This is a genomic window from Ideonella sp. (assembly GCF_041914305.1).
Lineage (GTDB): Bacteria > Pseudomonadota > Gammaproteobacteria > Burkholderiales > Burkholderiaceae_C > Ideonella.
The window spans coordinates 169940-196823 of record NZ_JAYSDQ010000008.1 but is presented as its reverse complement, the minus strand read 5'-3'; the positions used below and the strand labels follow the sequence as shown (position 1 = coordinate 196823).

The 26884-nt window shown below is 67.3% G+C and carries 22 protein-coding genes; 11 read left to right on the top strand and 11 right to left on the bottom strand.

Going from position 1 to position 26884, the window contains the following annotated elements; genetic code table 11:
- The first annotated feature begins 27 nt into the window (after positions 1 to 27).
- The 11 genes from ACE3SG_RS12930 (at position 28) to ACE3SG_RS12880 (ending at position 14554) form a co-directional block, all read left to right on the top strand.
- Positions 28 to 1437, top strand: coding sequence for an aspartate aminotransferase family protein (locus ACE3SG_RS12930; RefSeq protein ID WP_374565493.1), 1410 nt, complete (start codon positions 28 to 30; stop codon positions 1435 to 1437).
- Positions 1438 to 1605: 168 nt separating this feature from the next.
- Positions 1606 to 2721 (top strand): polyamine ABC transporter substrate-binding protein, encoded by a 1116-nt coding sequence (locus tag ACE3SG_RS12925; protein ID WP_374565492.1) that lies wholly within the window; start codon positions 1606 to 1608, stop codon positions 2719 to 2721.
- 119 nt (positions 2722 to 2840) lie between these two features.
- On the top strand, positions 2841 to 3932 hold the full coding sequence (locus ACE3SG_RS12920) for an ABC transporter ATP-binding protein (RefSeq protein ID WP_374565491.1): 1092 nt from the start codon (positions 2841 to 2843) through the stop codon (positions 3930 to 3932).
- 13 nt (positions 3933 to 3945) lie between these two features.
- A complete protein-coding gene (locus tag ACE3SG_RS12915; protein ID WP_374565490.1) occupies positions 3946 to 4875 on the top strand; it encodes an ABC transporter permease subunit in 930 nt (309 codons plus the stop codon).
- Positions 4872 to 5735 carry an ABC transporter permease subunit gene (locus tag ACE3SG_RS12910; RefSeq protein ID WP_374565489.1) on the top strand — a complete coding sequence of 288 codons (864 nt, stop codon included), beginning with the start codon at positions 4872 to 4874 and terminating at the stop codon, positions 5733 to 5735. The genes ACE3SG_RS12915 and ACE3SG_RS12910 overlap by 4 nt, the downstream gene beginning before the upstream one ends.
- Positions 5736 to 5760: 25 nt before the next feature.
- Positions 5761 to 7134 carry a DUF3138 family protein gene (locus tag ACE3SG_RS12905; RefSeq protein WP_374565488.1) on the top strand — a complete coding sequence of 458 codons (1374 nt, stop codon included), beginning with the start codon at positions 5761 to 5763 and terminating at the stop codon, positions 7132 to 7134.
- 62 nt (positions 7135 to 7196) lie between these two features.
- A complete protein-coding gene (locus ACE3SG_RS12900; protein ID WP_374565487.1) occupies positions 7197 to 8684 on the top strand; it encodes an aldehyde dehydrogenase in 1488 nt (495 codons plus the stop codon).
- Positions 8685 to 8796: 112 nt separating this feature from the next.
- Positions 8797 to 10128: a type III glutamate--ammonia ligase gene (gene glnT / locus ACE3SG_RS12895; RefSeq protein ID WP_374565485.1), complete on the top strand. Its 1332-nt coding sequence runs from the start codon at positions 8797 to 8799 to the stop codon at positions 10126 to 10128.
- A gap of 30 nt (positions 10129 to 10158) precedes the next feature.
- Positions 10159 to 11121, top strand: coding sequence for a DMT family transporter (locus tag ACE3SG_RS12890; RefSeq protein WP_374565483.1), 963 nt, complete (start codon positions 10159 to 10161; stop codon positions 11119 to 11121).
- A 110-nt stretch (positions 11122 to 11231) separates the two neighbouring features.
- Positions 11232 to 14168, top strand: a complete 2937-nt coding sequence (locus ACE3SG_RS12885; RefSeq protein WP_374565482.1) for a G8 domain-containing protein — start codon at positions 11232 to 11234, stop codon at positions 14166 to 14168.
- Positions 14165 to 14554 carry a hypothetical protein gene (locus ACE3SG_RS12880; protein ID WP_374565481.1) on the top strand — a complete coding sequence of 130 codons (390 nt, stop codon included), beginning with the start codon at positions 14165 to 14167 and terminating at the stop codon, positions 14552 to 14554. The genes ACE3SG_RS12885 and ACE3SG_RS12880 overlap by 4 nt, the downstream gene beginning before the upstream one ends.
- 28 nt (positions 14555 to 14582) lie before the next feature.
- Here the strand turns inward: ACE3SG_RS12880 and ACE3SG_RS12875 are convergent, their stop codons facing one another.
- The 11 genes from ACE3SG_RS12875 to rbfA all read right to left on the bottom strand — a co-directional run bounded on the left by ACE3SG_RS12875 (position 14583) and on the right by rbfA (position 26848).
- Positions 14583 to 15560 (bottom strand): hypothetical protein, encoded by a 978-nt coding sequence (locus ACE3SG_RS12875; protein WP_374565479.1) that lies wholly within the window; start codon positions 15558 to 15560, stop codon positions 14583 to 14585.
- A gap of 316 nt (positions 15561 to 15876) precedes the next feature.
- Entirely contained in the window at positions 15877 to 16980 is a 1104-nt protein-coding gene (locus ACE3SG_RS12870) for a hypothetical protein (protein ID WP_374565478.1), read from the bottom strand.
- 52 nt (positions 16981 to 17032) lie between these two features.
- Positions 17033 to 18070 (bottom strand): tRNA dihydrouridine(20/20a) synthase DusA, encoded by a 1038-nt coding sequence (gene dusA / locus ACE3SG_RS12865; RefSeq protein ID WP_374565477.1) that lies wholly within the window; start codon positions 18068 to 18070, stop codon positions 17033 to 17035.
- A 27-nt stretch (positions 18071 to 18097) separates the two neighbouring features.
- Complete coding sequence (locus ACE3SG_RS12860) at positions 18098 to 18982, bottom strand: alpha/beta fold hydrolase (protein WP_374565476.1); 885 nt, start codon at positions 18980 to 18982, stop codon at positions 18098 to 18100.
- A 4-nt stretch (positions 18983 to 18986) separates the two neighbouring features.
- Positions 18987 to 19790, bottom strand: coding sequence for an esterase/lipase family protein (locus tag ACE3SG_RS12855; protein WP_374565475.1), 804 nt, complete (start codon positions 19788 to 19790; stop codon positions 18987 to 18989).
- A gap of 46 nt (positions 19791 to 19836) precedes the next feature.
- Positions 19837 to 21465 carry a wax ester/triacylglycerol synthase family O-acyltransferase gene (locus ACE3SG_RS12850; protein WP_374565474.1) on the bottom strand — a complete coding sequence of 543 codons (1629 nt, stop codon included), beginning with the start codon at positions 21463 to 21465 and terminating at the stop codon, positions 19837 to 19839.
- 80 nt (positions 21466 to 21545) lie between these two features.
- On the bottom strand, positions 21546 to 22655 hold the full coding sequence (locus tag ACE3SG_RS12845) for an enoyl-CoA hydratase/isomerase family protein (RefSeq protein ID WP_374565473.1): 1110 nt from the start codon (positions 22653 to 22655) through the stop codon (positions 21546 to 21548).
- Between the two features lie 18 nt (positions 22656 to 22673).
- On the bottom strand, positions 22674 to 23576 hold the full coding sequence (locus ACE3SG_RS12840) for a DMT family transporter (RefSeq protein ID WP_374565472.1): 903 nt from the start codon (positions 23574 to 23576) through the stop codon (positions 22674 to 22676).
- Between the two features lie 112 nt (positions 23577 to 23688).
- Entirely contained in the window at positions 23689 to 25518 is a 1830-nt protein-coding gene (gene typA, locus ACE3SG_RS12835; RefSeq protein WP_374565471.1) for a translational GTPase TypA, read from the bottom strand.
- Complete coding sequence (truB, locus tag ACE3SG_RS12830; RefSeq protein WP_374565469.1) at positions 25515 to 26471, bottom strand: tRNA pseudouridine(55) synthase TruB; 957 nt, start codon at positions 26469 to 26471, stop codon at positions 25515 to 25517. Before truB ends, typA begins: the two co-directional genes overlap by 4 nt.
- Positions 26468 to 26848 carry a 30S ribosome-binding factor RbfA gene (gene rbfA, locus ACE3SG_RS12825; RefSeq protein ID WP_374565467.1) on the bottom strand — a complete coding sequence of 127 codons (381 nt, stop codon included), beginning with the start codon at positions 26846 to 26848 and terminating at the stop codon, positions 26468 to 26470. Before rbfA ends, truB begins: the two co-directional genes overlap by 4 nt.
- Between the last annotated feature and the right edge of the window lie 36 nt (positions 26849 to 26884).

The window sequence follows — 26884 nt, the reverse complement described above, 5'->3', positions numbered from 1 at the left end:
GTTTTTGACCTCTTCCTGCTGATCACCATGAGCAACATCACCATCCAAGCCCCCGCCGTTGCCAGCAAGCGTTCGACCAAGGAGTGGCAGCAGGCCGACGCTGCGCACTTCCTGCACCCGTTCACCGACTTCGGCGCACTGGCCAAGAAGGGCTCGCGCATCATCACCAAGGCCGAAGGCATCTACCTCTGGGACAGCGAGGGCAAGAAGATCCTCGACGCGATGAGCGGCCTGTGGTGCGTCAACGTCGGCTACGGCCAGCAGGCGCTGATCGACGCGGCCACGCGCCAGCTGAAAGAGCTGCCGTTCTACAACGCCTTCTTCCAGACGGCCACGCCACCCGCCATCGAGCTGGCCGAGCTGCTGTCGCAGGTGACGCCGCCGCAGTTCCAGCATGTGTTCTTCGCCGGCTCGGGCTCTGAAGGCAACGACACCATCGTGCGCATGGTGCGCCGCTACTGGGACATCCTTGGCCAGCCCGAGCGCCAGGTCATCATCAGCCGCCACAACGGCTACCACGGCTCGACGATGGCCGGCGCCTCGCTCGGCGGCATGAGCGGCATGCACGCCCAAGGGGGCCTGCCGATCCCCAACATCGTGCACATCGAGCAGCCCTACTGGTTCGAAAACGGCAAGGGCATGGACCCGGACGAGTTCGGCAAGGTGGCCGCCGGCTGGCTCGAGGCCAAGATCCTCGAAGTGGGGCCCGAGAAGGTCGCTGCCTTCATCGGCGAGCCGGTGCAAGGCGCCGGTGGCGTGATCGTGCCGCCCAAGACCTACTGGCCCGAGATCCAGCGCATCTGCGACAAGTACAACATCCTGCTGGTCAGCGACGAGGTCATCACCGGCTTCGGCCGCACCGGCAACTGGTTCGGCTGCGAGACCATGGGCAGCAAGCCCGACCTGATGACCTTCGCCAAGGGCGTGACCTCGGGCTACATCCCGCTGGGCGGCGTGATGGTGGGCGACCGCGTGGCCAAGGTGCTGATCGAGCAAGGCGGCGACTTCAACCACGGCTACACCTACTCGGGCCACCCGGTGGCCTGCGCGGTGGCGATCGCCAACATCAAGCTGATCCAGCAGCTGAAGCTGGTCGAGCATGTGCGCGAGGACGTTGGCCCGTATCTTGCGGAGCAATTCGCCGGGCTGCGCGACCACCCCTTGGTCGGCAGCACCGACACATGCGGTTTGATGGGCGCGATTCTGCTGGTGAAAGACAAGGCAAAGGGCACACCCTTCCCTGGCGAGCTGGAAGTCGGCATGGTCTGCCGCGGCCACTGCTTCGGCAACGGGCTGATCATGCGCGCCGTGGGCGACCGCATGATCATCGCCCCGCCGCTGGTGATGACCCGCGCGCAGATCGACGAAATGATGGCGCTGGTGCGCAAGGCCCTCGACCTGACGCTGGCCGACGTGCAAGCCAAGGGCTGGCTTTGATTTCAGGAGCGGCGGCCGCACCGATGGCTTCCCCCGATGACCGCCCGGAAAGGCGGCGCCTAGACTGCCGGTCGACCCCGCCGGCAGCGGGCCCGCCCTCGCCTTGCGAACCACCCCGCTGCGCCAGCCCTTTCCCCTGATTTCACTTCGTCAAACGGAGATTCCCACATGAAGTTCTCGTTCGCCCGCACAGCCTTGATGCTGGCCACCACCTTGCTGGCCGTCGCCGGCCCGGCCCAGGCCCAAGAGGAAGAAAAGGTCCTCAACATCTACAACTGGTCGGACTACATCGCTGACGACACGGTCAAGAACTTCGAAAAAGAGACCGGCATCAAGGTCCGCTACGACAACTTCGACAACAACGAAATCCTGCACGCCAAGCTGGTGGCCGGCAAGACGGGCTACGACATCGTCGTCCCTTCATCTAACTGGGCAGGCCTGCAGATCCTGGGCGGGCTGCTGGCCAAGCTGGACAAGTCGCAGATCCCGAACATGAAGAACATCGACCCGGCGATCGCAGCGCAGCTGTCGAAGATCGACCCGGGCAACGAGCACCTCGTCGACTGGTTGTGGGGGTACACCACCGTGGGCATCAACGTCGACAAGGTCAAGGCCGCGCTGGGCTCGACGCCGATGCCCGACAACGTCTGGGACCTGGTCTTCAAGCCCGAGTACATCAGCAAGCTGAAGTCCTGCGGCGTGTCGTTCCTCGACTCGGCCGACGAAGTGGTGCCATCGGCGCTGCACTACCTGGGCAAGGAGCGTGTCTCGAAGAACCCGGCCGACTACACCGCGGCCTCGAACCTGCTGAAGACGGTGCGGCCCTACGTGACGCTGTTCAGCTCGTCCGGCTACATCAACGACATGGCCAGCGGCTCGATCTGCGTGGCGCTGGGCTGGTCGGGCGACATCAACATCGCCCGCCAGCGCGCGATCGACGGCAAGACCGGCCAGAAGATCGAAGCCCTGATCCCGAAGAACGGCGGCCTGCTGTTCTTCGACGTGATGGCGATCCCGGCCGACGCGCCGCACCCGGGCAACGCGCACAAGTGGATCAACTACATCCTGAAGCCCGAGGTCAGCGCGTCGTTGACCAACAAGGTCTTCTACGCCAACCCGACCACCGAGTCGAAGAAGTTCATCAAGCCCGAGGTCGCCAACAACCCGACGGTGTTCCTGTCGGAAGAAAACGTGAAGCTGATGAAGGGCTCGGCCGACCTGCTGAACAACGAGATCCGCCGGCAGCAGAACCGGGTCTACACGAGCTTCAAGACGGGACTGTAAGAGTCCCTTCCCTTCCAACACAAATCAACCAAGCCCGGTGGCGTGCGCGGGTCCGGCTCTGCCGGCCCGCTGCGCGAGCCCCCTCGGGGGGCAGCGACCAGAGGGAGCGTGGGGGCACTATGACTGACAACTCGAAGTTTCTTCAGATCAAAGACGTGGTGAAGGACTTCGGCGGCTACAAGGCCGTCAACCATGTGAACCTGGACATCGCCAAGGGCGAGATCTTTGCGTTGCTGGGTTCCTCGGGCTGCGGCAAGACCACACTGCTGCGCATGCTGGCGGGTTTCGAAACGCCCACCTCGGGCAGCATCGTGCTCAACGGCGTCGACCTGTCGGGCATGCCGCCCTACGAGCGGCCGCTGAACATGATGTTCCAGTCGTACGCGCTGTTCCCGCACCTGACGGTGTGGGACAACATCGCCTTCGGCCTGCGGCGTGACGGGCTGCCCAAGGACCAGGTCGATGCGCGTGTCGACGCGATGCTCAAGCTGGTGCAACTGGGCAAGTTCGCCAAGCGCAAGCCGCATCAGCTGTCTGGCGGCCAGCAGCAGCGCGTGGCGCTGGCGCGCAGCCTGGCCAAGCAGCCTGAACTGCTGCTGCTGGACGAGCCGCTCGGCGCACTCGACAAGAAGCTGCGCGAGCAGACGCAGATCGAACTGGTCAACATCATCGAGCAGGTCGGCGTGACCTGCGTGATGGTGACGCACGACCAGGAAGAAGCCATGACGATGGCCTCGCGCATCGCGGTGATGAGCGAGGGCCACTTCCTGCAGGTGGGCACGCCAAACGAGATCTACGAAACCCCGGCCTCGCGCTTCGTGGCCGACTTCATCGGCAACGTCAACCTGATGGACGGCACCGTGGCGGTCGACGAACCCGACCACGTGGTCATCGACTGCGCCGACTGCCGCCACTATGTGGGCCACGGCATCACCGGCACGCTGGGCATGCCGGTGGCGGTGGCGCTGCGGCCAGAGAAGATCCAGCTCGCAGCCGAAAAGCCCGACGGCGAGTTCAACACCGCGCGCGGCACGGTCGAAGAGCTGTCGTACTTCGGCAGCTTCACCGTCTACCGCATCAAGCTGGCCAGCGGCATGGTGATGGCGGTCAGCCAGGCCAACACCGAGCGGCACCGCCAGCACGACTTCACCTGGGGCGACACCGTCTGGGCCCACTGGACCGACGCGGCGCACGTGGTGCTGACGCAATAAGAGGCACCCACCCATGAGCTTTGCCCTTCGCAAGCCACGCTGGTGGCGCGGCCGCAGCGCGGTCATCGGCATCCCGTATGCCTGGCTGCTGCTGTTCTTCCTGGCGCCGTTCCTGATCGTCTTGAAGTTCTCGTTCTCCGAGATGGGGGCGGTCGCGGTGCAGGACGTGATGACCGTCGCCGACGGCATCGTTAAGCTGACGCTGAAGTACTCGAACTACATCTTCATCACCAGCGACGACCTGTATTTCAAGGCCTACCTGTCGAGCCTGAAGTACGCCGCGGTGACGACCATCTGCTGCCTGTTCATCGGCTACCCGTTCGCCTACTTCATGGCCCGCTCGCGGCCCTCACTGCAGCCGACGCTGCTGATGCTGGTGATGCTGCCGTTCTGGACGTCGTTCCTGCTGCGTGTGTACGCCTGGAAGGGCCTGCTCGACGAAGGCGGCTGGGTGGCCGAGTTGCTGACCTGGCTGCGCATCGACCACCTGCTGCTGGCCGGCGGGATGATCGAGGCGCTGGACAAGTACATGCACACGCCGTTCTCGCTGGTGGTGGGCATGACCTACACCTACCTGCCGTTCATGATCCTGCCGCTGTACGCGAACCTGGCGAAGATGGACCTGCGCCTGCTCGAAGCCGCGGCCGACCTGGGTGCGACACCGTCGGTGGCGTTCTGGAAGATCACGGTGCCGCTGTCCAAGGCCGGCATCATCGCCGGCTCGATGCTGGTGTTCATCCCGTGCGTCGGCGAGTTCGTCACGCCCGAACTGCTGGGTGGCCCGCAGACGCTGATGATCGGCCGCGTGCTGTGGGACGAATTCTTCAGCAACAACGACTGGCCGATGGCGTCGTCTGTCGCCGTGGTGCTGGTGCTGCTGATCGTGCTGCCGCTGGCGCTGTTCAACAAATACCAGGCGGAAGCCCAGGAGCGCCGCGCATGAGCTCGCACCGCACCGTTTTCGGCGCCCGCTTCACGAGCGGGCTCAGCAAGGCCTGGCTGGTCGGGGGCTACCTGTTCCTGTACCTGCCGATGATCACGCTGATCATCTACTCGTTCAACAAATCGCCGCTGCCCACCTCGTGGGGCGGCTTCACGCTCGAGTGGTACGAGAAGCTGGCGGGCGACAGCGAGATCCTGTCGGGCCTGTGGCTGTCGATCAAGATCGCGTTCCTGTCGGCCTGCTTCTCGGTCATCTTCGGCACCCTCGCCGCCTTCGCGCTGGTCAAGTACAAGCGCTTCACCGGCCGCACGCTGTTCTCGGGCATGGTCAACGCGCCGCTGGTGATGCCCGAGGTCATCCAGGGCCTGTCGCTGCTGTTGATGCTGGTGTCGATCCAGAAGGCCATCGGCTTTCCGGAGCGTGGCCTGCTGACCATCCTGCTGGGCCACCTGATGATGGGCCTGTCGTACGCGGCGGTGGTCATCTCGGCGCGCCTGCAAGACCTGAACCCGCAGCTCGAAGAGGCCGCGATGGACCTGGGCGCCAAGCCCTGGCAGGTCTTCTACCTCGTCACGCTGCCGATGATTTCGCAGTCGCTGGTGTCGGCCTGGTTGCTGACCTTCAGCCTGTCGCTCGACGACGTGGTGGTGTCGGCCTTTCTGTCGGGCCCTGGCGCCACGACGATGCCGCTCGTCATCTTCTCGCGTGCCCGGCTGGGCCTGAACCCCAGCGTCAACGCCGTGGCCACCGTGATCATCGTTGTCGTGGCGGTGTGCGTCACCGTCGCCAGCATCCTGGTTGCCCGAGCCGAGCGCCGGCGGGCTCTCGAAATCAGCGCTGCCCAGCGCGATGCGTCCTGAAAAGTCCTCACCCCCCGGAGACCCTATGAAGAACATCCGACTCACCGCCTTGTCCGTTGCCCTGTTGGCCGCTTTCGGGGCCCCGGGCGCCATGGCGCAGAGCAACGAGGAGTTGCTGAAAGAACTGAAGGCCTTGCGCGCCCGCGTCGAAGAGCTCGAGAAGAAGGTCGCGGCCCAGCCGGCCAAGCCCGCCGCGGCCGCCGAGCCCAAGTGGGGCATGACGCCCGAGCAGGTGCAGGACTTCAACCGCATCGCGGTGAAGACCGAAGCGATCGAAGACTCGTTGGAAAGCCAGGGCTACAAGGGCCTGAAGGTCACCGGCTTCATCGAGCCGGTGTTCATCTACAACCAGCGCCAGGACCGCGCGGGCTTCCAGTTCCTGAACCAGCAGTCCGACGGTTATGCCTACGACACCTCGTTCATGGGCTCGGCGACGATCGACTTCCTGAAAGAAACCGACGGCGGCACGCTCTGGCACCTGACACTGACGCCCAACCGCGGTGTCGGCGCCGGCATCGACGGCATGAGCATCGTGCAAGAGGCCAGCGTCTCGGTGCCGCTGGGCAGCCTGCAAACGCGCCTGATCGCCGGCCAGATCCCCGATTGGTCGGGCTACGAGTACCAGCAACCGACGCTGAACCCGTTCACCACCCACAACCTGCTGTACGACTTCACCCTGCCCTTCGGCTACACCGGCGTGGGCCTCGACCTGAAGGACGGCAAGTGGTGGGTGCGCACCGCGATCGCCAACGTCAACGCGCCGATCCGCCAGGCGCACGAGAAGTCGCCGGTGTGGGCCTTCCGCGTCGACTACGCGAAGGGTGAGTTCAACGGCTGGGGCTTCGCCAGCCTGGTCGGCAAGTCGCCGAACTTCAACTTCGAGCAGAAGAACACCATGGCCTACCTGGCCGAGGTCGACGGCTACTTCATCCGTGGCGACTGGACGCTGCAAGGCCAGTTGAGCCTGGGCAAGCAGAAGGAAGGCGCGATCACGCCGGACGCCAACGGCAACTGGCGCGATTCGCAATGGGTGGGCCTGTCGGGCCTGGCGGGCTACATGTTCACGCCGCGCCTGCAAGGCCTGGTGCGCGCCGACTACATCAAGAACGACAAGAACGGCGGCGGCCTGTACACCTACAACGGCTACTACGACCCCGACAACGGCAGCTACAACGACAGCCGCAACGGCATCGGCCCCGACCCGGCCGGCGACCTGAACCGCGGCGCCAACCGCTACGCGATCAGCCTGGGCCTGAAGTACGCCTTCGACAAGGCGACCACCGTGAAGCTCGAATACCGCCTGGACGGCGCCGACCGCGCGGTGTTCGAAGACGTCACCGACGGCACGTTCAAGAAGAACAACTCCCTGATCGGCGCGTCGATGGTCGTCGCGTTCTAATCTGGCGGCAGCCACGGTGGCCGCCCACCAGGCGGCCACTTTCACTTTTGGAGAGACCCATCATGTCCACCATCGACTGGACCCAACGCGCCACCACGCAGACACTGGATGGCCGCAGCGTGATCAACGGCGAGCGTGTCGCCGCTGCCGACGGCCAGACCTTCGACAAGCACTCACCGATCGACAACCGGCTGCTGGGCCCCGTCGTGCGCGGCCAGGCCGCCGACATCGACCTCGCCGTGCGTGCCGCCCGCGCCGCGTTCGAAGACCGGCGCTGGGCCGGCAAGGCGCCGGCCGCGCGCAAGAAGATCCTGCAGCGCTTCGCCGACAAGATCCTCGGCGCGAAAGAAGAACTCGCGCTGCTCGAAACGCTGGACATGGGCAAACCGATCCAGTATTCGCTCAGCGTCGATGTGCCTTCGTGCGCCCGCTGCATCGCCTGGTACGCCGAAGCCGTGGACAAGATCTACGACGAGATCGCCCCGACGCCGGACTCGGCGCTGGCGCTGATCACGCGCGAGCCGATGGGCGTGATCGGCGCCATCGTGCCGTGGAACTACCCGATGATCATGGCCGCGTGGAAGCTCGGCCCCGCGCTGGCCGCCGGCAACTCGGTGGTTTTGAAGCCCAGCGAGAAGAGCCCCTACACCGCGCTGCGTCTGGCCGAACTGGCCGTCGAGGCCGGCATCCCGCCCGGCGTGTTCAACGTGGTGCCGGGCTTTGGCCACGAGGCCGGCGAAGCGCTGGCGATGCACATGGAGGTCGATGCGATCGGCTTCACCGGCTCGACCCGCGTCGGCCGCCGCATGTACGAATACGCCGGCAAGAGCAACCTCAAGCGCGTCTACAACGAGCTCGGCGGCAAGTCGGCCTTCGTCGTCTTCGACGACTTCGCCGACATCCAGCGCGCCGCGCGCACCGTGGCCGGCAGCATGTTCTTCAACCAGGGCGAAAGCTGCAACGCGCCGTCGCGCGTGTTGGTGCAAGCCGGCATCGCCGAAGAGTTCGCCAAGCTGGTGGCCGCCGAGGCACCGAAGTACGCTCCGGGCGACCCGCTGAGCGCCAGCACCGAGCTCGGCGCGCTGGTCGACGAAACCCAGCTGCGCACCGTGCTGAGCTACATCGACGCCGGCCACCAGGAAGGCGCCCAGGTGCTGGCCGGCGGCAAGCAGGTCCGCAGCGAGACCGGCGGCTACTACGTCGAGCCGACCGTGTTCACCAACGTCAACAACGGCATGAAGATCGCTCGCGAAGAGATCTTCGGCCCGGTGATGGGCATCATCAAGTTCGAGACCGAAGCCGAGGGCATCGCCCTGGCCAACAACTCGAGCTACGGCCTGCAGGCGAGCGTGTGGAGCGACAACATCAACCGCGCCCACCGCGTGGCCCGCGCGCTGCGCGCCGGCACCGTGCACGTGAACCAGTACGACGAAGACGACATCACCGTGCCCTTCGGCGGCTACAAGCAAAGCGGCAATGGCCGCGACAAGTCGCTGCACGCATTCGACAAGTACACCGAGCTCAAGACGACCTGGATACGGTTGGACTAAGCATTTCCGGGCGCACGCAGTGTCGCCCGATTCAAGTGGCGTGCGCGGATCCGGCTCTGCCGGTCCGCCGCGCGAGCCCCCTCGGGGGGCAGCGACCAGAGGGAGCGTGGGGGTGATAGATATTCAGCAGCGCTTGGCAGCCCAAGGCGTGCACACCGTGCTCGCCCAGTTCACCGACATGCACGGCGTGGCCAAGGGCAAGTATGTGCCGTTGGCCAAGCTCGGTGAGCTGATCGAGACCGGTGCCGGTTTTGCCGGCCCGTCGATCTGGGGCACGGCCTTGCCACGCACCGGTGCGCGGGCCGAGTACTACGCCCGCGCCGATGTCGAGCGCATCCAGCCGATGCCGTGGATGCCGGGCTATGCGCGCGCAGTGTGCAGCGGCTATGTCGACAACCAGCCCTTCGATGCCTGCCCCCGGCAGGTGTTGCTGCGCGGCGTGCAGCGGCTGGCCGAGCGCGGCTGGGTGTTGAAGACCGGCATCGAGCCCGAGTTCTTCTTGCTGAAGCACGAGGCCGGCCAATGGCGCCCCGCCGACGACCATGACCGGCTCGACAAGCCTTCTTACGACCTGAAGTCGCTGCCGCGCCAGGCGGGCTACCTGCACGCGCTGCACGAGACGCTGTCGAAGAGCGGTCTCGACGTGCTGCAACTGGACCATGAAGACGCGCATGGCCAGTACGAGGTCAATTTCGCCTTCGACGACTGCCTGTCGAGCGCCGACCACGTGATGCTGTTCAAGCTGGCCGCGCATGCGCTGGCCGAAGAGCGCGGCATGGTCTTCTCGATGATGCCCAAGCCCTTTGCCAACCAGCCGGGCAGCGGGCTGCACTTTCACCTCTCGCTGTGGGACACCACCCACCGCTGCCTCTTTGCGCCGGCCACCAAGGGCGGGCCTGAATTGCTGTCGCCGCTGGGGCGGCAGTTCTTGGCCGGCGTGCTGGCCCATTCGCCCGCGCTGTGCGCGCTGGCCGCGCCCACCGTCAACAGCTACAAGCGCCTGGTCGTCGGTGAATCGCTGTCGGGCACGTCCTGGGCACCGGCCTACATCGCCCACGGGCCGAACAACCGCAGCGCCACGCTGCGCACCCTGCCCGGCCGTTTCGAGTGGCGCCTGCCCGACGCGAGCGCGAACCCCTACCTCGCCACCGCGGCCTTGATCGCGGCGGGGCTGGACGGCATCGACCGCGGGCTGGACCCGGGCCCCGATTGCACCGAAGACCTGTTCAAGCTCTCGCTGGCCGAGATCCGCCAGCGTGGTCATGGCCTGCTGCCGCAATCGCTGGAGCAGGCGGTCGACGCCCTCGAAGCCGACGAGGTGGTGCGCGGCGCCCTGGGTGACACGCTGTCGCACGAGTTCATTCGCCTGAAGCGCATGGAATGGGTGGAATACGCCCGCCACGTCAGCGGCTGGGAACTGCAGCGTTATGCGGCAACGTTCTAGTGCGCTGATGGACTGGCTGCCGCCGCTCCAATGAGCGCACCTGGGTCGCCTGCGGCCGAGCGCACACCGTGGCTGGCCTATGGCTGCCTGGCCGGCAGCATGGCGCTGGTGGGCAGCTACGTGGGCTTGTCGCGCACCTTGGTGGCGGCGTTGCCGATCTTTCTGTTGGCATGGCTGCGCTTCGGCATTGCCGCGGTCGCGATGGTGGGCTGGGTGCGCCGCCAGCCCGGCGAGCCGGCCTTGTCGCCCCATGACCGCAAGCTGCTGTTCTGGGAGAGCTTTCTCGGCAACTTCCTGTTCTCGATCTGCATGCTGTTCGGCGTGGCCGCCACCTCGGCGGTGGCGGCCGGGGTGGTGATGGCCGCCATCCCTGCGGCGGTGGCGTTGATGTCGTGGGCCTTCATGGGCGAGCGCATCGGGCTGCGCGTGGGCGGCGGCATCGCCTGCGCGGTGGCAGGCATCGGCTGGCTGGCGCTGGAGCGCTCGGGCACCCATGGCGCCGCCGCCGGCACGGCACCCGGGCAAGAACCGCTGTGGGGCTATGCGCTGCTGTTGGGGGCGGTGTTGTGCGAGGCCGCCTACGTCGTGATCGGCAAGCGCCTGACCGCCCAGGTATCGCCGCGCCGCATCAGCTCGTTGATCAACCTGTGGGGCCTGGCGCTGGTCACGCCGCTGGGGGCCTGGCAGGCCTGGCATTTCGATTTCAGCCAGGTGCAGGTCGGCACCTGGCTGCTGCTGCTTTTCTACGCGCTGGCGGCCAGCGTGGTCACCGTGTGGCTGTGGATGCAGGGCCTGCGCAGCGTGCCGGCGCCGCGCGCCGGTGTCTTCAGCGTGATGCTGCCGGTGGCGGCCACGGCGGTCGGGGTCGTGTTCCTCGGCGAGAGCCTGGGCGCGGCCCAGTTGGGCGCCCTCAGCCTGGCGCTGGTCGGCTTGCTGCTCGCCACCTGGCCGACGGGGGGCGCACGAGATCAGCGCCGCGATCGGGGGCGTTGAACGGCTTGGACCGTGGAACTGTCGAATTACGCAACGCTGCGCTGGGTTTTTCAAAGAATTTGTCACGGCTCGCTGGCTTAGTATCCGCCGGCCCTCACTCGGACCAGCCAATGCACCACCGCGACCTGCCCCCCTCTTTCGCCCGTTGGAAATTCTTGGCGGCGTGCATTGCCGCCCTGCTCGCCTCGTGCGGCGGCGGCGGTGGTGAGGGGTCAGAACCAGCCAACAGCACACCCGACGAGACCCCCCAACAGGTCAGCGAGCACGTCAACTGGTCCGACCCGGCGACCTGGGGCGGCACCGTCCCGCCAGACGGGGCTGCAGTGGTGATTCCCGCAGGGAAAACCGTGGTTTTGGACACTGCCACGCGCAAGCTGGCAGACCTGCGCATCGAAGGCGTTTTGCGCCTGGCCGAGAAGGATGTGTCGCTCACCGCGGCGTCGATCCTGGTCACCGGCACGCTGCAAGCCGGCACCGCCGCGGCGCCTTTCACGCACCGCGCGACGATCACCTTGACGGGGGCTCCGGGCGGCACCGATGGGGCTTCACGCGGCCTGCGCGTGAGCGGCGGCAAGCTGCTGATGTACGGCGTTTCGCCCCAACCGGGCTGGACGAAGCTCAATCAGCACGCCGCAGTTGGCACAAAACAGTTTCAATTGAAACAAAATGTTGATTGGAAAGCAGGCGATCAGATCATCGTCGCGCCCACCGATCACTACGGCATCTCGTCCACCGAAGCGTTCACGCTGGCATCGGCCAGCGGCTCCACGGTGAACACCACCGCCGGCTTGGTCAAGTCGCGCTGGGGCCGCCTGCAGTACCCGACGGCCAACGGCATGTCGCTGACCGCCGACCCCAAATACACCCCGCCGGCCACACCGGCACCCACCTCGCTGGACGAGCGGGCCGCCGTGGGCAACCTGAGCCGCCGCATCGTGATCCAGGGTGCCGACGACGACGCCTGGCGCAACCAGGGTTTCGGCGCCCATGTGATGGTGATGAGCCTGAAATCGCAGGTGCAGGTCGACGGGGTCGAGTTCCGCCGTGTCGGCCAGGCCGGCCAGTTGGGCCGCTACCCGATGCACTGGCACCTGCTGAGCTACGACGCCGGCACCGGCGCCGAGCTGGGCGACGCCACAGGCCACTACATCCGCAACAGCGCGATCTGGGATTCGTCTAACCGCTGTGTGGTGCTGCACGCTACAAATGGTGTCACGGTACAGAACAACATCTGCTACGACATCAAGGGCCATGCGTTCTTCCTCGAAGACGCGGTCGAGCGCCGCAACGTCTTCGACGGCAACCTCGCGTTGAAGACGCGGGCGCCGACGCCGAAGAACCTGTTGAAGATCCACGAAGGCGCAGAAGTCTTCCAGGGGGGCCCGTCGGGCTTCTGGATGACCAACCCCGACAACCAGCTGACCAACAACCTGGCCGGCGACGCGCAGGGCAACGGCATCTGGCTGTCGTTCCCGCTGCACCCGCTGGGCTTGTCGCGCACGGTCAAGACCTGGCCGCGCTACACGCCGCTGGGCCAGGTTGAGAACAACACCGTGCACACGGCCCGTGGCCCCGGCATGCTGCTCGAATGGGTGCCGGTCGACGACAACGTCGCCCACCCTGAGACGACGCAAGGCACGCTGGCCTCGCAACGCTACGTGCCGATGAAGGGAGGCAAGCCCTGCCTGGACGGCGGCGGCCGCCCCTACGACTTCTGCCCCGACGCCCAGGTGCGCCTGACGATCAAGCGCACGACGTCGTTCAAGAACCGCGACGGCGCCTACCGCAACCGCGTCACGCAGCCCGACTACCTCGAATGGACGGTGGCCGACAACGTGGGCCTGGCCTTCGGCGGCGCAGCCCAGGAAGGCACGATCCAGCGCGGCCTGCTGGTCGGCACCAGCCTGAACCACAGCGATGGCAAGTACCCCTCCGGTGCGGCCAAGCCGGCCGGCATCGCCACCTACCACTCGACCGTGGCGGTGAAGGCCAACCACTTCGTCGACATCCCGTTCGTCGACGGGCAGACCAGCGGCGCCTTCAGCGCGGAGGACTACTACACCGTCGCCGTGGAGCGCGGCAAGGCACGCAACGGCGACAACCGGCTGACCAACAGCTCGCCGGGTTACCGCAACCTGCAGCCCGGCCTGCGCCAGCAACACCTGCCGAGCGAGAACTGGGCGCTGTCCGGCGCGATCTGGGACACCGAGGGTCAGTGGGGCCCGAAGAACTGGTACACCGTGCCGGACACGCCGTTCCTGACGATCGGCGCCAACTGCGTCGACGCCAAGCCCGCCGGTCGCAACGGCAAGACCTGCGAGGGCGAGTACTACGGCATCGAGTCGATCCAGACCGATTTCGATTCGTCGCGCTACGAGTTCGCCGCGGCGATCAATGCCTCGCGCCAGGACAGCAACGGCAACGAGATCGGCTCATGGCGGGTCGAGAACGGCTACACCCAGTACGTCAACCAGGACGTGGCCAAGAAATACGCCTGCGACACCCGCGTGACCCCGCCGCCGGGCAACTACTGCTCGTGGGAGCTGGGCCACATGCGCCACTTCGCAGTCCGCGCCTCGGGCCGTTATGTGCTGAGCTTCCCCGGCTGGCCGGCGGCCAAGTGGCTGGCCATCAACATCAGCAACGCCTCGGGCAGCGAAGACAAGTTCCTGATGGCGGTGAAGTTCGACGGCCGCCTGCCCGCTGCCGCCTACGTGGTCGCCGGCTCTCAGTGGGACCGCGAGCAAGGCAGCTTCGACCCGAACTACCTCAAGCGCACCAATGTGCGGCCGATGGCGCCGGCGGCCAACCTGGCGGCCGTGCAGTCTTCGGCGGGCGACAAGTTCTGGCAAGACAAGGCCAACAACCTGGTCTGGTTCAAGTACGTCGGCGGCCTGCCCTTCCCCGGCCTCGAGAACCTGAAGAAGAACAGCGACGAAGACCTGTACCGCATGTACTCGGCGGTGGTCTACCCGAAGGACACCTGCACCGGCGCGGGCAGCCTGTCGGCCTGCCTGGCGCGCATCAAGGCGCTGGGCCTGCCGTGACGAGGCTGGCCTGCCGGCCGCGCGGCGGCGCCATGCCGTGGCTCGGCTGGGCCTCGCTGGGCGCCGTATTGCTGGCGCAGGCCGGTTGCCAGCCGGTGGCCAGCGCGCCGGCCACGCGCGAGCTGGACGCCCTGGTCGCGCGCTGCGTCGACGCGATGACGCGTGACGTGTGCGTGGCCCAGCGCGACACCGCCCAGAGCAGCAGCCCCGCGGCGAGCCAGGTGTTCGTGGCCGGCTTCGGCGCGATCAACGCCGAGGCGTATCGCGAGATCCGCGCGTCCGGCGAGGCGATGTGTAGCCTGGTGAAAAGCCGCTGCACGGCCGGCTGGAACGACAGCGCCTGCCAGACCGCACGCAGCCTCTGGCCGGCGCCCGGCAAGGGCTGAGCGCCGGGCGCACCGCCCTTCTACCTCGTCAGTTCTGCACCGCCGCGGCCGGCCGCGGGCGCAGCAGCAGCGCGCGCACGACGCCGTTGGCGCGGTTCTGCCCGGTCGCGGCGATCATGCCGCGGTGGTTGACGGCGTTGGCGCCGATGATCAGCCACTTGGCCTGGTCTTCCGCGCTGAGCTGGTTGTTCAGGTCGACCGTGTGCGCCCCGTCGTAGACGAAACCGTGGGTCTCTTCGGCCGCCGTGCTGGCCGCACCGACGATGACGCCGCTCATGTTGATGCCGTAGGCGCAGGCCGAGCCGCCACCGAGTGTCGGCAACGCGGTCATCGTGCCACGCGCGTAGACGAAGGCGCGTGACTCCTGGTCGCCTTCGAGCGTCGAGCAGCCCACGACCTGGCGCGCGTCGTTGATGCCCATGGCCTGCGCCCAGCTGCCACCCAGCGTGCCGACATCCAGCATCCGGCCGCGCCGGTAGAAGAAGCCGTGCGTGGCGCCACTGGCGGTGGAGGCATAACCCACCACGTCACCGTGGTCGTTGATCGCCCGAGCCACGCTGACGCTGCCGCCCAGCGTGCCCAGCTCTTGCATGCCGACGCCGGCCTGCCAGATGAAGCCACGCTCGCGGCCGTCCTTGCCGAAGGCGCTGCCGACGGCCTGGCCCAGGTTGTTCAGGCCGTAGCCATAGCTGTCGTTGTCGCAGCCACCGCAGTAGTCGTCGGGGAAGCCGTAGATGCGCGTGCTGGTGCTGCCGTCGTAGGTCAGCGCATGCGTGTTGTAGGCCGTGTCGGCCGAGGTCGCCAGCATCAGGCCGGCGTCGTTGATGCCACCGGCAGAAACATACGGCCAGTGCGGGATGTAGAGCGGCGGCACGGCGGTGCAAAGCGTGCGCGTGCAGTGCAGGCCGCTGGACCCATACGGGCCGTAGAAGTCGACGGCGGTGTCGCCGACCCGATTGATCGCGACCGCCGAGGTGTCGTTGAAGGGGTCGTCCGGCGGCCCCATGAAAGGCAGCTCGACCAGTCGGTAAAGGGGGGCGGCCGTCGCGGCAGCGCACCCCAAGCTCAAGAAAACCGCGAACGCAAAAGCAACAAAACGCTTGTTCCCAACTGCTTGCATCGTTTGACCTCCCGGGCTATCAGCCGCGGGCCCCATGCCCACGGCGCGGACGCGCATGAGGCGCCTCGTCAATAGGACACACCATCCCTAGCCCCGCTGAAATGTGACGTGCTTTACGATGTTGGCCAATCGTTGTTTGCCCAGGAGACCCCGATGACCCTGCCACGGGCTCCGGTTGACGGTGTGGCGGCGACGCGCCCGCTCAGTGGGATTCGACGGTCACCGGTGTCAGCAACGCGGCGCGGGTGATGCCCTTGTGCTCGCCGGTCGCGATGATCAAGCCGTTGTCGTTGATCGCGCGGGCTTCGGTGATGACCCAGTTCTTGCCGGTCTTGAGGTCGAGCCTGGTGTTCAGGTTGATCGCCGGGCCACCGGCCTGCCACAGGAAGGCACGCGGGCTGGAGCCGCCCAGCTCACTGGAGTAGCCCACCACCCAGCCGTTGCGGTTGATGCCCAGCGCACACGATTCATTGCCGCCCAGCGAAGGCAGCGGCGTCATCGCACCCGCCTGGTGGATAAAGCCGCGTTGCTCGGTGTCGCCCTCCAGCGTCGAGCAGCCGACGATCTGGCGCAGCTCGTTGACGCCGAAGGCAGCCGAGTGCGTGCCGCCCAGCGTGCCCAGGTCGCTCATCAGACCGCCGCGGTACACGAATGCCCGCTGCTGGCCGCCGGTCTGCGTCGATACACCGACGATGTCGCCCTTGTCGTTCAGCGCGTAGGCGTCGCTGAAGTCGCCGCCCAGCGTGCCCAGGCTGGTCAGCTGGGAGTTCTTGTAGACGAAGGCCCGCGCGCTGCCATTGATCGTGTAGGCCATCCCGGCGACCACGCCCTTGTTGTTGATGTCGCGGCCGTAGCTGTCGAGCATGCAACCGCCGCAGCCGTCTTCGGGCAGGCCGCCCAGGTCGACGGACTGCGTGCCGTCGAACAGGAAGGCGTGGGTCGTGAAGCCGGCGAACGAGCTGCCGGTGATGTGGCCGGCGTCGTTGATGCCGCTCGGCGAGGTGGCGGGGAACGAGCGCACCTGCAACTCGGGGATCTGCGTGCAGACCGCCTTCACGCACTGCGCCGCGGCGAAGCCCGAGACGCTGTAGCCGTATTCCACCGCGGTGCGGCCACCTTTGTTGATGGCGCGGCCGGTCGAGTACAGCGTGACGTCGCTCTTGGGGCCGATCAACAGCTCGGTGACCTTGTAGACCGTCTCGGCCTGGGCGGTGGCGCAGGCGCCGAGCGCAATCAGCGCAGCCGTCACCACCGTGAAGCGCTGCCGAGCGGGCAGCAAAGATTGACGCGAAGTACGGCGTTGCATTTGTTTGTTTCCTTCGATCCCATCCACGGCCCGGGCGCCCGGGCCGGCCGGATTATCTCGCCGAGGGGTCCAGCGCAGCGAGCGCTGCGGCACTCACTTCGTGGGGGTGCTGGCCCTTGAGCCGATGGTCCGACCAGACCTGGCGCCAGCGGCGCGAGCCCGGTTGGCCGTGGCGCAAGCCCAGCATGTGGCGCGCGGCGTGCGACCAGGGCACGCCGTAGCGCCCGGCCAGTTGCTCCATGTGGGCCACCATCGCGGCCTCGACCTGGTCGCGGTCCGGCGTGGCCGTGGCCTCGCCGTAGAAGCGCTGGTCCCACTCGGCCATCAGCCAGGGGTTGTGATAAGCCTCCCGGCCCAGCATCACGCCGTCCACATGCTGCAGGTGCCCGGCGATGTCGTCGTTGCCCTGCACGCCGCCGTTGAGCACGATCGTCAGCTGCGGGAAGTCCTTCTTCAGCTGGTAGACGAACTCATAGCGCAGCGGCGGCACCTCGCGGTTCTCTTTCGGGCTCAGGCCCTTCAGCCAGGCGTTGCGGGCGTGGGCGATGAAGACCGTGCAGCCGGCCGCGGCCACGGTGCCGACGAAGTCGCGCACAAAACCGTAGCTCTCTTCCTTGTCGATGCCGATGCGGTGTTTCACCGTCACCGGCAGGCCGCCCGCCACATCGACCATCGCCTTCACGCAATCGGCCACCAACTGCGGCTCGTTCATCAGGCAGGCGCCGAACGCGCCGCGCTGCACCCGCTCGCTCGGGCAGCCACAGTTCAGGTTGATCTCGTCGTAGCCCCAGCGGCGCGCCAGCTGCGTGGCGAAGGCCAGCTCTTCGGGCTCGCTGCCGCCCAGCTGCAGCGCCAGCGGGTGCTCTTCGGTGTTGAAGTCGAGGTGGCGCGGCTGGTCGCCATGGCGCAGCGCGCCTGTCGTCACCATCTCGGTGTACAGGCGCGTGCGCTTGGTGATCAAGCGATGGAAGTAGCGGCAATGCCGATCGGTCCAGTCCATCATCGGGGCGACGGACAGGCGCCAATCGGGCGCGGGCTTGTCGGGGGCAGAGGCCGCTTGCAACGCGGCGGTAGAGACAGGGGCTTTCACCCCTGAATTATCGGCGCGGGGCGGTTGTCAGCCGGCGCGGGCGGCGTTGGCCGCGATGCCATCGACGAAGCGCGGCAGCAACTGCAGCGGCAGGTCGTGGCCCATGCCGGTGATGTAGTCGCTGGTGGCGCCCGCGATGCGCCTGGCCAGGTCGCGCCCGTTGTCGACCGGGATCAGCGGGTCGGCCTCGCCGTGGATCACATGCGTGGGCGCCTGAATGCGGCCCAGGATCGGGCTGCGGTCGCCATCGGCCGCCACCGCCACCAATTGGCGCAGCGTGCCGCTCGGGCGCCAGGCGCGCTGCACGTTGTGGCGCATGCGCTCGCGAAAGGCGCCTGGGTCGGGCCGGTAGGCCGGGCTGCCGATGACCTGGAAGAGGTGGGCGTAGTGTTCGAGCAGGCCTTCCAGATCGTTGGTGCGCGGGCGCTGCAGCATCACGCGGCGCGCCGCCAGGGTGGCCTGCGGCAGCTTGCGAGAGCCGCTGGTGGTCATCATCAGGTTCAGGCTGAGCACGCGTTGCGGATGCTCGGCCGCCAGGTGCTGCGCCACCATGCCGCCCAACGAGGCCCCGCAGACGTGGGCGCTGCGGAGGCCCAGGGCGTCGAGCACGCCCAGCGCATCACGCGCCATGTCGGCCAGTTGGTAAGGCGCCTTCACCGGCCAGTGCAGCATGTGCTGCATGGTGGCCAGCGGCAGGTTGGGCACGCCGAGGTGGTCGAAGCCCTGGCTCAGCCCCGCATCGCGGTTGTCGAAGCGGATGACGCGGAAACCCCGGGAGACCAGGGCTTGCACCATCTCGGTCGGCCAACTGGTCAGCTGCATGCCCAGGCCCATGATCAGCAGCAGTGGCTCGCCGGCGGTCGAGCCCTCGTCTTCGACCTCGATCGAAATGCCGTTCGCGCTCAGTTGCATGGGGTCAAGCGGCCTGCGGCGCGGCGTGCCAGCTGTCGCCCGGTGTCGGCTTGAAGAACCAGCGCCGCACGCCGGCGGCCTCGAACGGCTGCCAGGCCCCCTCGGGCTGGCGCAGGCGATCGGCGATCAGGTACATCGTCAGCGGGTTCATGCCCATGCCGACGTGGCTGGCCTGCAGCTCGATGTTCTCGGTGTGCGGCAGCGGCGGGTTCAGGCTGCACTGCCAGGCCACCACGCCGTCGGTGCGCGAGTAGACCGAGGTCGTGGGCACCGGTGGCGGGCGGCGGATCTCGGCGATCACTTCCGGGTCGTGGGCCGACTTGCCGCTGACCAGCTCGAAGAAGCGCCAGGCATTGGTCGCCCGCGGGTGACCACCGAATGGCGAGCCCAGCGTGATGACGCAGCGCACCAGGTCCGGCAGCTGCTTGGCCAGCTCGCGCGCATAGACGCCGCCCAGGCTCCAGCCGATGAGGCTGACTTTCTGGCCGGTTCGCGCGTGCGCCTGCTGCAGGAGCTCGACACAGCCTTCCAGCACCCCTTCGCGCGGGCCGAAGTTGAAGCCCTGGCGCCACGGCTGCGGCGCGAAGCCGCGGTCGCGCAGGAAGTTGCGCATCGGCACGGTGCTGAAATCAGAAACACCGAGGCCGGGAAAGACGATGACCGGGTGGCCGTCGCCGGCCGGCAGTTGGCGCAGCCAGGGCGCGCTGGCCAGCAGCGCGGCGAATTCCCACGGCGCCCGGCCTTCGAGGGCCAGCTTCAGCAGCCCCGGCGCACGCACCGGGCTGGAATCGTTGTCATGAACGGGCATGGCCCGATCTTAGCGAGCCGCTGCAAGCGCCGGTCGGGCGCTTGCCCTAGGCTTTTGTCGCCTTCGTGACAGGCTGGCGACTCTGGCGGGCGGGCGCCGGTGCCGGCTTCGATGCGGCCGTGGGCGCCCTTCTGCCTTGGGCTGCCGGCGCGGCACCGGCTTTCTTCGCCGCGGGCGGGGCCTTGGCCGCCGGCCGCTTGCGGGCTGGTGCCGGTGCTGGTGCCGGCGCAGACTCTGGCGGCAGCAGTTGCAGGTCGGCGTAGGCGGCGCGCACGGCCTCGGCGTAGCGCGCAACGTCGGGCATCGCCGCGGCGTCGGCCATCATGCCGAAGTCCATGTGCTTGTCGAAGCTCTGCACCGTCACGTTCAGTGCCAGGCCGTGCACGACGATGCTGGTCGGGTAGTTGGTCAGCATGCGCGCGCCGGCCAGGTACAGCGGCACCTGCGGGCCCGGCACGTTCGAGATCGCCAGCGTGGCCACCGGCGGGATGCGCTCGGCCACCTTGGCCTTGCCGTAGATGGACCTGGCCGCTTCCATCAACCACGGCACGCCGATGCTGGGAAAGTCGGTCGGCAGCACGCTCTTGAGCGAGCCCATCGTTGCCTTCATCGCCGCAGAAGACGCCTTGATGTGCGCCAGCCGGCGCTGCGGGTCGGCCAGGTGCGTGCCCAGGCTGATGAAGCTGAGCGAGGCCTGGTTGTCTGAGCTGGTGTCGCCCGGCTGCCGCAGCGAGATCGGCACCGCAGCAATCATCGGCTTGCGCGGCACCGTGATGCCATGGGCCGCAAAGTACTTGCGCAGGCCACCGGCGCAGACGAACAGCACCACGTCGTTCAGGCTGCACTCGTGCAGCTTGGCCAGGGCCTTCATCTCGGCCAGCGGCAGCGACAGGCTGGCAAACGCCCTGCCCGGCGTGACCGACACGTTCAGCATCGTGCGTGGCGCCAGCGCGAGGTTGCTGACCTTGTTGCCCTTGCCGCGGTTCAGCAGCGGGGTGTGCATGGCCACTGCGCCGGCGGCGCGGGTGAGGCTGCTGACCGTGGCCGGCAGCTCGCGGATGATCTGCCCGACCTGCAGCACCTCGCCGGCGATCGCGCCGCGCAGCATCTCGGCCATGTCGTGGCGAAAGGTCTTCACGCGCTTGGACGGCCGCGTCTCGATCACCCGCGGCTCGGGGGTCAGGTCGAACAGGATGTTGGCCAGGGCCACCGCGGCCTGCCCGTCGACCGCGGCGTGGTGCACCTGGCTGTACAGCGCCACGCGCTTGTGGCCCGAGTGCGAGTTGCCCAGGCCCTCGAGCACATGAAACCGCCACAGCGGCTTGCTGCGGTCCAGCAGCTGCGGGTGCAGTGCGCCAACGGCCGCATGCAGCTCGGCCAGGCCGTCGCCCTTCTTGGCCGACGCCGGCAGCTTGACCTCGACGATGTGTTGGGTGAGATCGGGCTCGGCGTCGACCCAGACCGGGTTCGCCAGGTTCAGCGGCATCCACCACAGGCGACGGCGCAGCGCCGGCATCAACGGCAGGCGCGCGGCCATCAGGGCCCGCAGGTCCTTGACGAATGGGCCGCGGTAGCCCTTCGGCAACTCGAGCACATGCAAGGCGCCCACGTGCATGGGCATCTCGGGCGACTCGATGTAGAGAAAGGTCGCGTCCAGGCCGCTGAGCTGAAGCATGGGGGTCCCTGCGGTTCGAATCGGAATCGGCCCATGCTAGGGCGCAGCGCCGGGGTGGACGCTCGGGGGTCGCCCTAGGATCAGCGCAGCTGGGCCAGCGGGTGCGCCCAGGCGGGCCAGGGGCTGTCGAAGAAGGCGTCAACCATCGCTGGCGTCACGTCGGCCACCCGCGGCGGGTTCCAGCGCGGAGCGTGGTCCTTGTCGACCGCCAGGGCGCGAACGCCCTCCACCGTCTCGCTCGCCGCGCCGGGGCGCAGGTGGAAGCAGTGGCGCACCAGGTCACGCTCCATGCGCAGGTCGTCGGCCAGGCTCATCTGGCGCGCGCGTCGAATCTGCTCCAGCGTCACGGCCATCATCAACGGCGATTGCTTGTGCAACGCGGCCAGCGTGGCCTGCGCCCATTCGCCGGGGTCGGCCGCGAGCGACTGCTCGAAGGCTTGCAGGTGAGCGCCGGCGAAATGCTGGTCGATCAGCGCGCGGTGCGCGGCGATCGGGGCGGCGGTGTGCTGCGGGGCCGCGTGGTGGCGCAGCGTGTCGGCGATCGATTGCATCGTCAACCACGGCAAAGCGGCCAGCGCGTCGATCACCGCCGGCAGCGTGGCCGAGGGCAGCTCGATGTCGGCCAAGCCGGTCTCGATCGCATCGGCGGCCTTCAACACATGGCCGGTCAGCGCGAGGTATTCACCCAGGCGGCCGGCGCAGCGCGAGAGGAACCAGCCACCACCCACGTCCGGGAACAGGCCGATGTGGGTCTCGGGCATCGCGAGCTTGCTGTGCTCGGTGACGACGCGGTGCGACGCGCCCTGCGAAATGCCCATGCCACCGCCCATGCAGATGCCATCCATCCAGGCGATGTAGGGCTTCGGGTAGCCGTGGATCAGGTGGTTCAGCGCGTACTCTTCGGTGAAGAAGTCTTCGAGCTTCGGGTCACCAGCCAGCGCCGCCTGATGGAAGAAGCGGATGTCGCCTCCCGCGCAGAAGGCCGGCGCCTTGCCGGGCCGCGCAGCACCGTGCACCAGCACCGCGTCGATGCGGTCGTCGTCTTCCCAGGCTCGCAGCCAGCGGGTCAGCTCGCGGATCATGTCCAGCGACAGCGCGTTCAGCGCCGGCGCGCGGTTCAGCGTGATCAAGCCCAGGCGGCCGCGTCGTTCGGCCAGGATCTGCGCGTCGGTGTGGAGGGTGTCGCTCATCGGTACTACAAGGTCAGGTCAAACAGAGGCCGGGGCGGGTGCCGTGGACCGGCGCAGCAAGGCGAACAACTCGTTGGCGGCCAGCGAACCCAGCACGAGCGCCCCGCCGAACATCGCGGCAGGGGACGGCTTTTCGCCAGCGCCGAGCCAGGCCCAGGCCACGCCGAACAGCACCTCGAGCAAGGCCAGCAAGGCCACTTCGGGCGCGGCCAGCGTGCGCGCGGCCGTCACGGCCATCACGCAGGGAATGGCCAGTTGCGTCACGCCGAGCAAGGCGAGCCAGCCGACGTCCGGCGCCGAAGCTTGCAGCGGCCAGGCCACCGGCAAGGTGACGGCCGCCGAGATCAACGCACCGATCAGCAGGGCCGGCAGCATGTCGGACGAGGCTTCGCTGCGCGACGCGTGCTGGATCAGCGTCCAGTTGATCGCGCCGGCCACCGGCACGCCCATCGCGATGCCGGTGCCCAGCAGGTGGCTGCCGCCGGCGCCGCTGATGTCGGCGCCGAACATCCACGCGATACCGCCACCGGCCACCAGGATCGCGGCCCAGGTGCGGGCCGGCAGACGGTGATTCAGCAGAAAGCGCGACAGCAGCGCGGTGAACAGCGGCGCGGTGGCCATCACGACCAGCACGTTCGCCACCGTGGTCAGCGTGATCGCCACCATGAAGGCAGTGAACATCACGCTCCAGCACAGGCCCGAGGCCCACAGCACCTTGCCGCCCGTGCGGATGCGCGCCACCAGCGCCTGCGGCCCGCGCAGCCAGCCGAGCAGCACGATCAGGCCGACGGCGTTGAACAGGCTGCGCCAGAAGGTGACCTCGAACGAGCGCGCCTGCTCCAGTTGCCGAGTGATGACGCCTGCGGTGCTCCACAGCAGGGTCACCACAATCATCACGAACACGGCGCGGCGGTGGGTCATGGATTGAAAGCGGCTCCCAAGGAGCCGCGAGTGTCACTCAAACTGGAGCCCCCGCTTGGAGGGGGCTCAAGGGAGCGAAACGAAAATGGAAATGTACCGAGCAAGAAGGTGCTTATGCACCTTCGCGCGAGGCACGTTTCCGGTCGTGTTCCTTCAGGAATCGCTTGCGCACCCGGATGCTCTTGGGCGTGATCTCGACCAGTTCGTCGTCGGCGATGAACTCCACCGCGTATTCGAGCGTCAGGTCGATCGGCGGGGTGATCTTGATCGCGTCTTCCTTGCCGCTGACACGGAAGTTGGTCAGCTGCTTGGTGCGGGTGGCGTTGACGACGAGGTCGTTGTCGCGGCTGTGGATGCCGATGATCAGGCCTTCGTAGACCGGGTCGCCCGGCTTCACGAACATGCGGCCGCGGTCGTCCAGCTTGCCCAGCGCGTAGGTGAAGATTTCGCCGTCGTCCATGCTGATCAGCACGCCGTTCTTGCGGCCTTCGATGTCGCCCTTGTGGGGTTCGTAGCCGTCGAAGATGTTGCTGATCAGGCCGGTGCCGCGGGTCAGGTTCATGAACTCGTTCGAGAAGCCGATCAGGCCCCGTGCCGGGATGCGGTATTCGAGCCGCACACGGCCGTTGCCGTCGGTTTCCATGTTGACCAGCTCGGCCTTGCGCTCGCCCAGCGCCTGCATCACGCCACCTTGGTGGGTGTCTTCGACGTCGGCGGTGACCAGCTCGATCGGCTCGTGCTTCTCGCCATTGACTTCATGGAACACCACGCGCGGCTTCGACACGGCCAGCTCGTAGCCTTCGCGGCGCATGTTCTCGAGCAGGATGGTCAGGTGCAGTTCGCCGCGGCCCGAGACTTCGAAGATGCCGTCTTCGTCGGTCTCTTTCACGCGCAGCGCGACGTTGTGCTGCAGCTCTTTCTGCAGCCGGTCCCAGATCTGGCGGCTGGTGACGAACTTGCCTTCACGGCCGGCCAGCGGCGAGGTGTTGACGCAGAAGTTCATGGTCAGCGTCGGCTCGTCGACGCGCAGCATTGGCAGCGGCTGCGGGTTCAGCGGGTCGGTGATGGTCACGCCGATACCGATGTCCTCGATGCCGTTGATCAGCACGATATCGCCCGGGCCGGCTTCGGTGGCTTGCACGCGCTCCAGGCCTTCGAAGGTGAGCACCTGGTTGATGCGGCCCTTGATGGTCTTGCCGTCCGGGCCTTCCATCACGACCACGTCCATCGCCGGCTTGATCGTGCCCTGGTTGACGCGGCCCACGCCGATGCGGCCGACGTAGGTGGAATAGTCGAGCGACGAAATCTGCAGCTGCAGCGGCGCGGTGGGGTCACCTTGGTGCGCCGGCACATGCTTGAGCACGGTGTCGAACAGCGCGGTCATGTCCTGGCCCCACTGCTCGCCCGGTGCGCCTTCTTCCAGCGACGCCCAGCCGTTCAGGCCCGAGGCGTAGACGACCGGGAAGTCGAGCTGCTCGTCGTTGGCGCCCAGCTTGTCGAACAGCTCGAAAGCGGCGTTGATCACGTAGTCGGGGCGCGCACCCGGCTTGTCGACCTTGTTGACGACGACGATGGGCTTCAGGCCCAGCGCCAGCGCCTTCTTGGTCACGAAGCGCGTCTGCGGCATCGGGCCTTCTTGCGCGTCGATCAGCAGCACCACGCCGTCGACCATCGACAGCGCGCGCTCGACCTCGCCGCCGAAGTCGGCGTGGCCCGGGGTGTCGACGATGTTGACGTGGGTGCCCTTCCATTCGACGGCGCAGTTCTTGGCCAGGATGGTGATGCCACGTTCTTTTTCGATGTCGTTGCTGTCCATCACGCGCTCGGCGACCTTCTCGTTCTCACGGAAGGTGCCGCTCTGGCGCAGCAGCTGGTCGACCAGCGTGGTCTTGCCATGGTCGACGTGGGCAATGATGGCGATGTTGCGGATCTGGCGGGTCATGTCGTGCTCTCGGTAACTTGGATCAGGGCCTGCACCTCGATCGGGCTCAGCAGGCGGTCGGCGATCAGCTCGCCGGCGGTGATGTGGGCGCTGCCCAGGAAGGCGGCTGGTTCGGGGCCGTAGACGCGGACCGCTTCACGGTCCGGCTCATTCACGCGGCGGCGCAATCCAGACAGGAATCGCGCCGCTTCGGCCTCGGCCAGCCGCAGCAGCGGCCAGTCGTTGAGCAGGCAGTCCGGTGGGTGCAGCAGCGCGTCGCGCGCCGGTTCGTCGAGCGCTGCCAAGGCGTCCAACGTGATCGCGCCGGCCAGCGTCAAGGCGCCGGTCTCGGTGCGGCGCAGCGACGCAAGGTGCGCGCCGCAGCCCAGGCGCTCGCCGATGTCCTCGGCCAGCGTGCGGATGTAGGTGCCCTTGCTGCAGCGCACGGCGATCGTCAGCTCAAACCGCGCATCGTCCCAGCCCAGCATGTCGATCGCGTGAATCGTCACGCGGCGCGCTTCGCGCTCGACCTCGATGCCGGCCCGGGCGTATTCGTACAGCGCCTTGCCGTCCTTCTTGAGCGCCGAGTGCATCGGGGGGATCTGGTCGATCTGGCCCACAAACGCTGCACACGCGGCAGCGAGTTGTTCGGGCGTGACCGACACCGGGCGCTCTTCGATCACCTCGCCTTCGCGGTCACCACCGACCGTGCGCTGGCCCAGCCGCAGCACCGCGGTGTAGGCCTTATCGGCATCGAGGCTGACCTGGCTGAACTTGGTGGCGGCGCCGAAGCAAAGCGGCAGCAGGCCCGAGGCGAGCGGGTCCAGCGTGCCGGTGTGGCCGGCCTTCTCGGCCCGCAGCAGCCACTTGGCCTTCTGCAATGCGTCGTTGCTCGACAGGCCGACCGGCTTGTCGAGCAACAACACACCGTGCAGGGCGCGGCGCTGGATGCGGGTTCGGTGAGGCTTGTTCACGGTTGCTGGTCTTCGTCGTCCTTGGCGCGCGTCGCGTTGGCCCGCTGGATCAGCGAGTTCAGGTCGGCGGCGCGCTCGGTGGTCTGGTCGAACTTGAAGTGCAGCGTCGGCACGGTATGGATCGTCAGGCGCTTGAACAGGCCGTTGCGCACGAAACCGGCGGCCTCGTTCAACGCGATCTCGCACTCGTGCGGGTCACCGACCAACAGCGAGAAGAAGACGTTTGCGTGCGCATAGTCGGGCGTGACCTCGACCGCGTTGATCGTGACCATGCCAATGCGCGGATCCTTCAGCTCGCGGATCAGCTCGGCTAGATCGCGCTGGATCTGGTCGGCCACGCGATGGCTGCGGTTCGGGATGCTTTTCTTGTGTCTCATGGTGTTTGGTCGCTCCTAAAGCAAGAAACCCCGCCG

What these genes read in the sequence shown, in the direction of transcription:
- ACE3SG_RS12930 (WP_374565493.1), top strand. Translation starts at nt 28, where the DNA reads ATGAGCAACATCACCATCCAAGCCCCCGCCGTTGCCAGCAAGCGTTCG.
- ACE3SG_RS12915 (WP_374565490.1), top strand. Translation starts at nt 3,946, where the DNA reads ATGAGCTTTGCCCTTCGCAAGCCACGCTGGTGGCGCGGCCGCAGCGCG.
- ACE3SG_RS12845 (WP_374565473.1), bottom strand. Translation starts at nt 22,655, where the DNA reads ATGAGCGACACCCTCCACACCGACGCGCAGATCCTGGCCGAACGACGC.
- ACE3SG_RS12855 (WP_374565475.1), bottom strand. Translation starts at nt 19,790, where the DNA reads ATGCCCGTTCATGACAACGATTCCAGCCCGGTGCGTGCGCCGGGGCTG.
- ACE3SG_RS12890 (WP_374565483.1), top strand. Translation starts at nt 10,159, where the DNA reads ATGAGCGCACCTGGGTCGCCTGCGGCCGAGCGCACACCGTGGCTGGCC.
- ACE3SG_RS12875 (WP_374565479.1), bottom strand. Translation starts at nt 15,560, where the DNA reads ATGGGGCCGCCGGACGACCCCTTCAACGACACCTCGGCGGTCGCGATC.
- ACE3SG_RS12885 (WP_374565482.1), top strand. Translation starts at nt 11,232, where the DNA reads ATGCACCACCGCGACCTGCCCCCCTCTTTCGCCCGTTGGAAATTCTTG.
- ACE3SG_RS12850 (WP_374565474.1), bottom strand. Translation starts at nt 21,465, where the DNA reads ATGCTTCAGCTCAGCGGCCTGGACGCGACCTTTCTCTACATCGAGTCG.
- rbfA (WP_374565467.1), bottom strand. Translation starts at nt 26,848, where the DNA reads ATGAGACACAAGAAAAGCATCCCGAACCGCAGCCATCGCGTGGCCGAC.
- typA (WP_374565471.1), bottom strand. Translation starts at nt 25,518, where the DNA reads ATGACCCGCCAGATCCGCAACATCGCCATCATTGCCCACGTCGACCAT.
- ACE3SG_RS12910 (WP_374565489.1), top strand. Translation starts at nt 4,872, where the DNA reads ATGAGCTCGCACCGCACCGTTTTCGGCGCCCGCTTCACGAGCGGGCTC.
- ACE3SG_RS12900 (WP_374565487.1), top strand. Translation starts at nt 7,197, where the DNA reads ATGTCCACCATCGACTGGACCCAACGCGCCACCACGCAGACACTGGAT.
- ACE3SG_RS12905 (WP_374565488.1), top strand. Translation starts at nt 5,761, where the DNA reads ATGAAGAACATCCGACTCACCGCCTTGTCCGTTGCCCTGTTGGCCGCT.
- ACE3SG_RS12840 (WP_374565472.1), bottom strand. Translation starts at nt 23,576, where the DNA reads ATGACCCACCGCCGCGCCGTGTTCGTGATGATTGTGGTGACCCTGCTG.
- ACE3SG_RS12860 (WP_374565476.1), bottom strand. Translation starts at nt 18,982, where the DNA reads ATGCAACTGAGCGCGAACGGCATTTCGATCGAGGTCGAAGACGAGGGC.
- ACE3SG_RS12925 (WP_374565492.1), top strand. Translation starts at nt 1,606, where the DNA reads ATGAAGTTCTCGTTCGCCCGCACAGCCTTGATGCTGGCCACCACCTTG.
- ACE3SG_RS12870 (WP_374565478.1), bottom strand. Translation starts at nt 16,980, where the DNA reads ATGCAACGCCGTACTTCGCGTCAATCTTTGCTGCCCGCTCGGCAGCGC.
- ACE3SG_RS12920 (WP_374565491.1), top strand. Translation starts at nt 2,841, where the DNA reads ATGACTGACAACTCGAAGTTTCTTCAGATCAAAGACGTGGTGAAGGAC.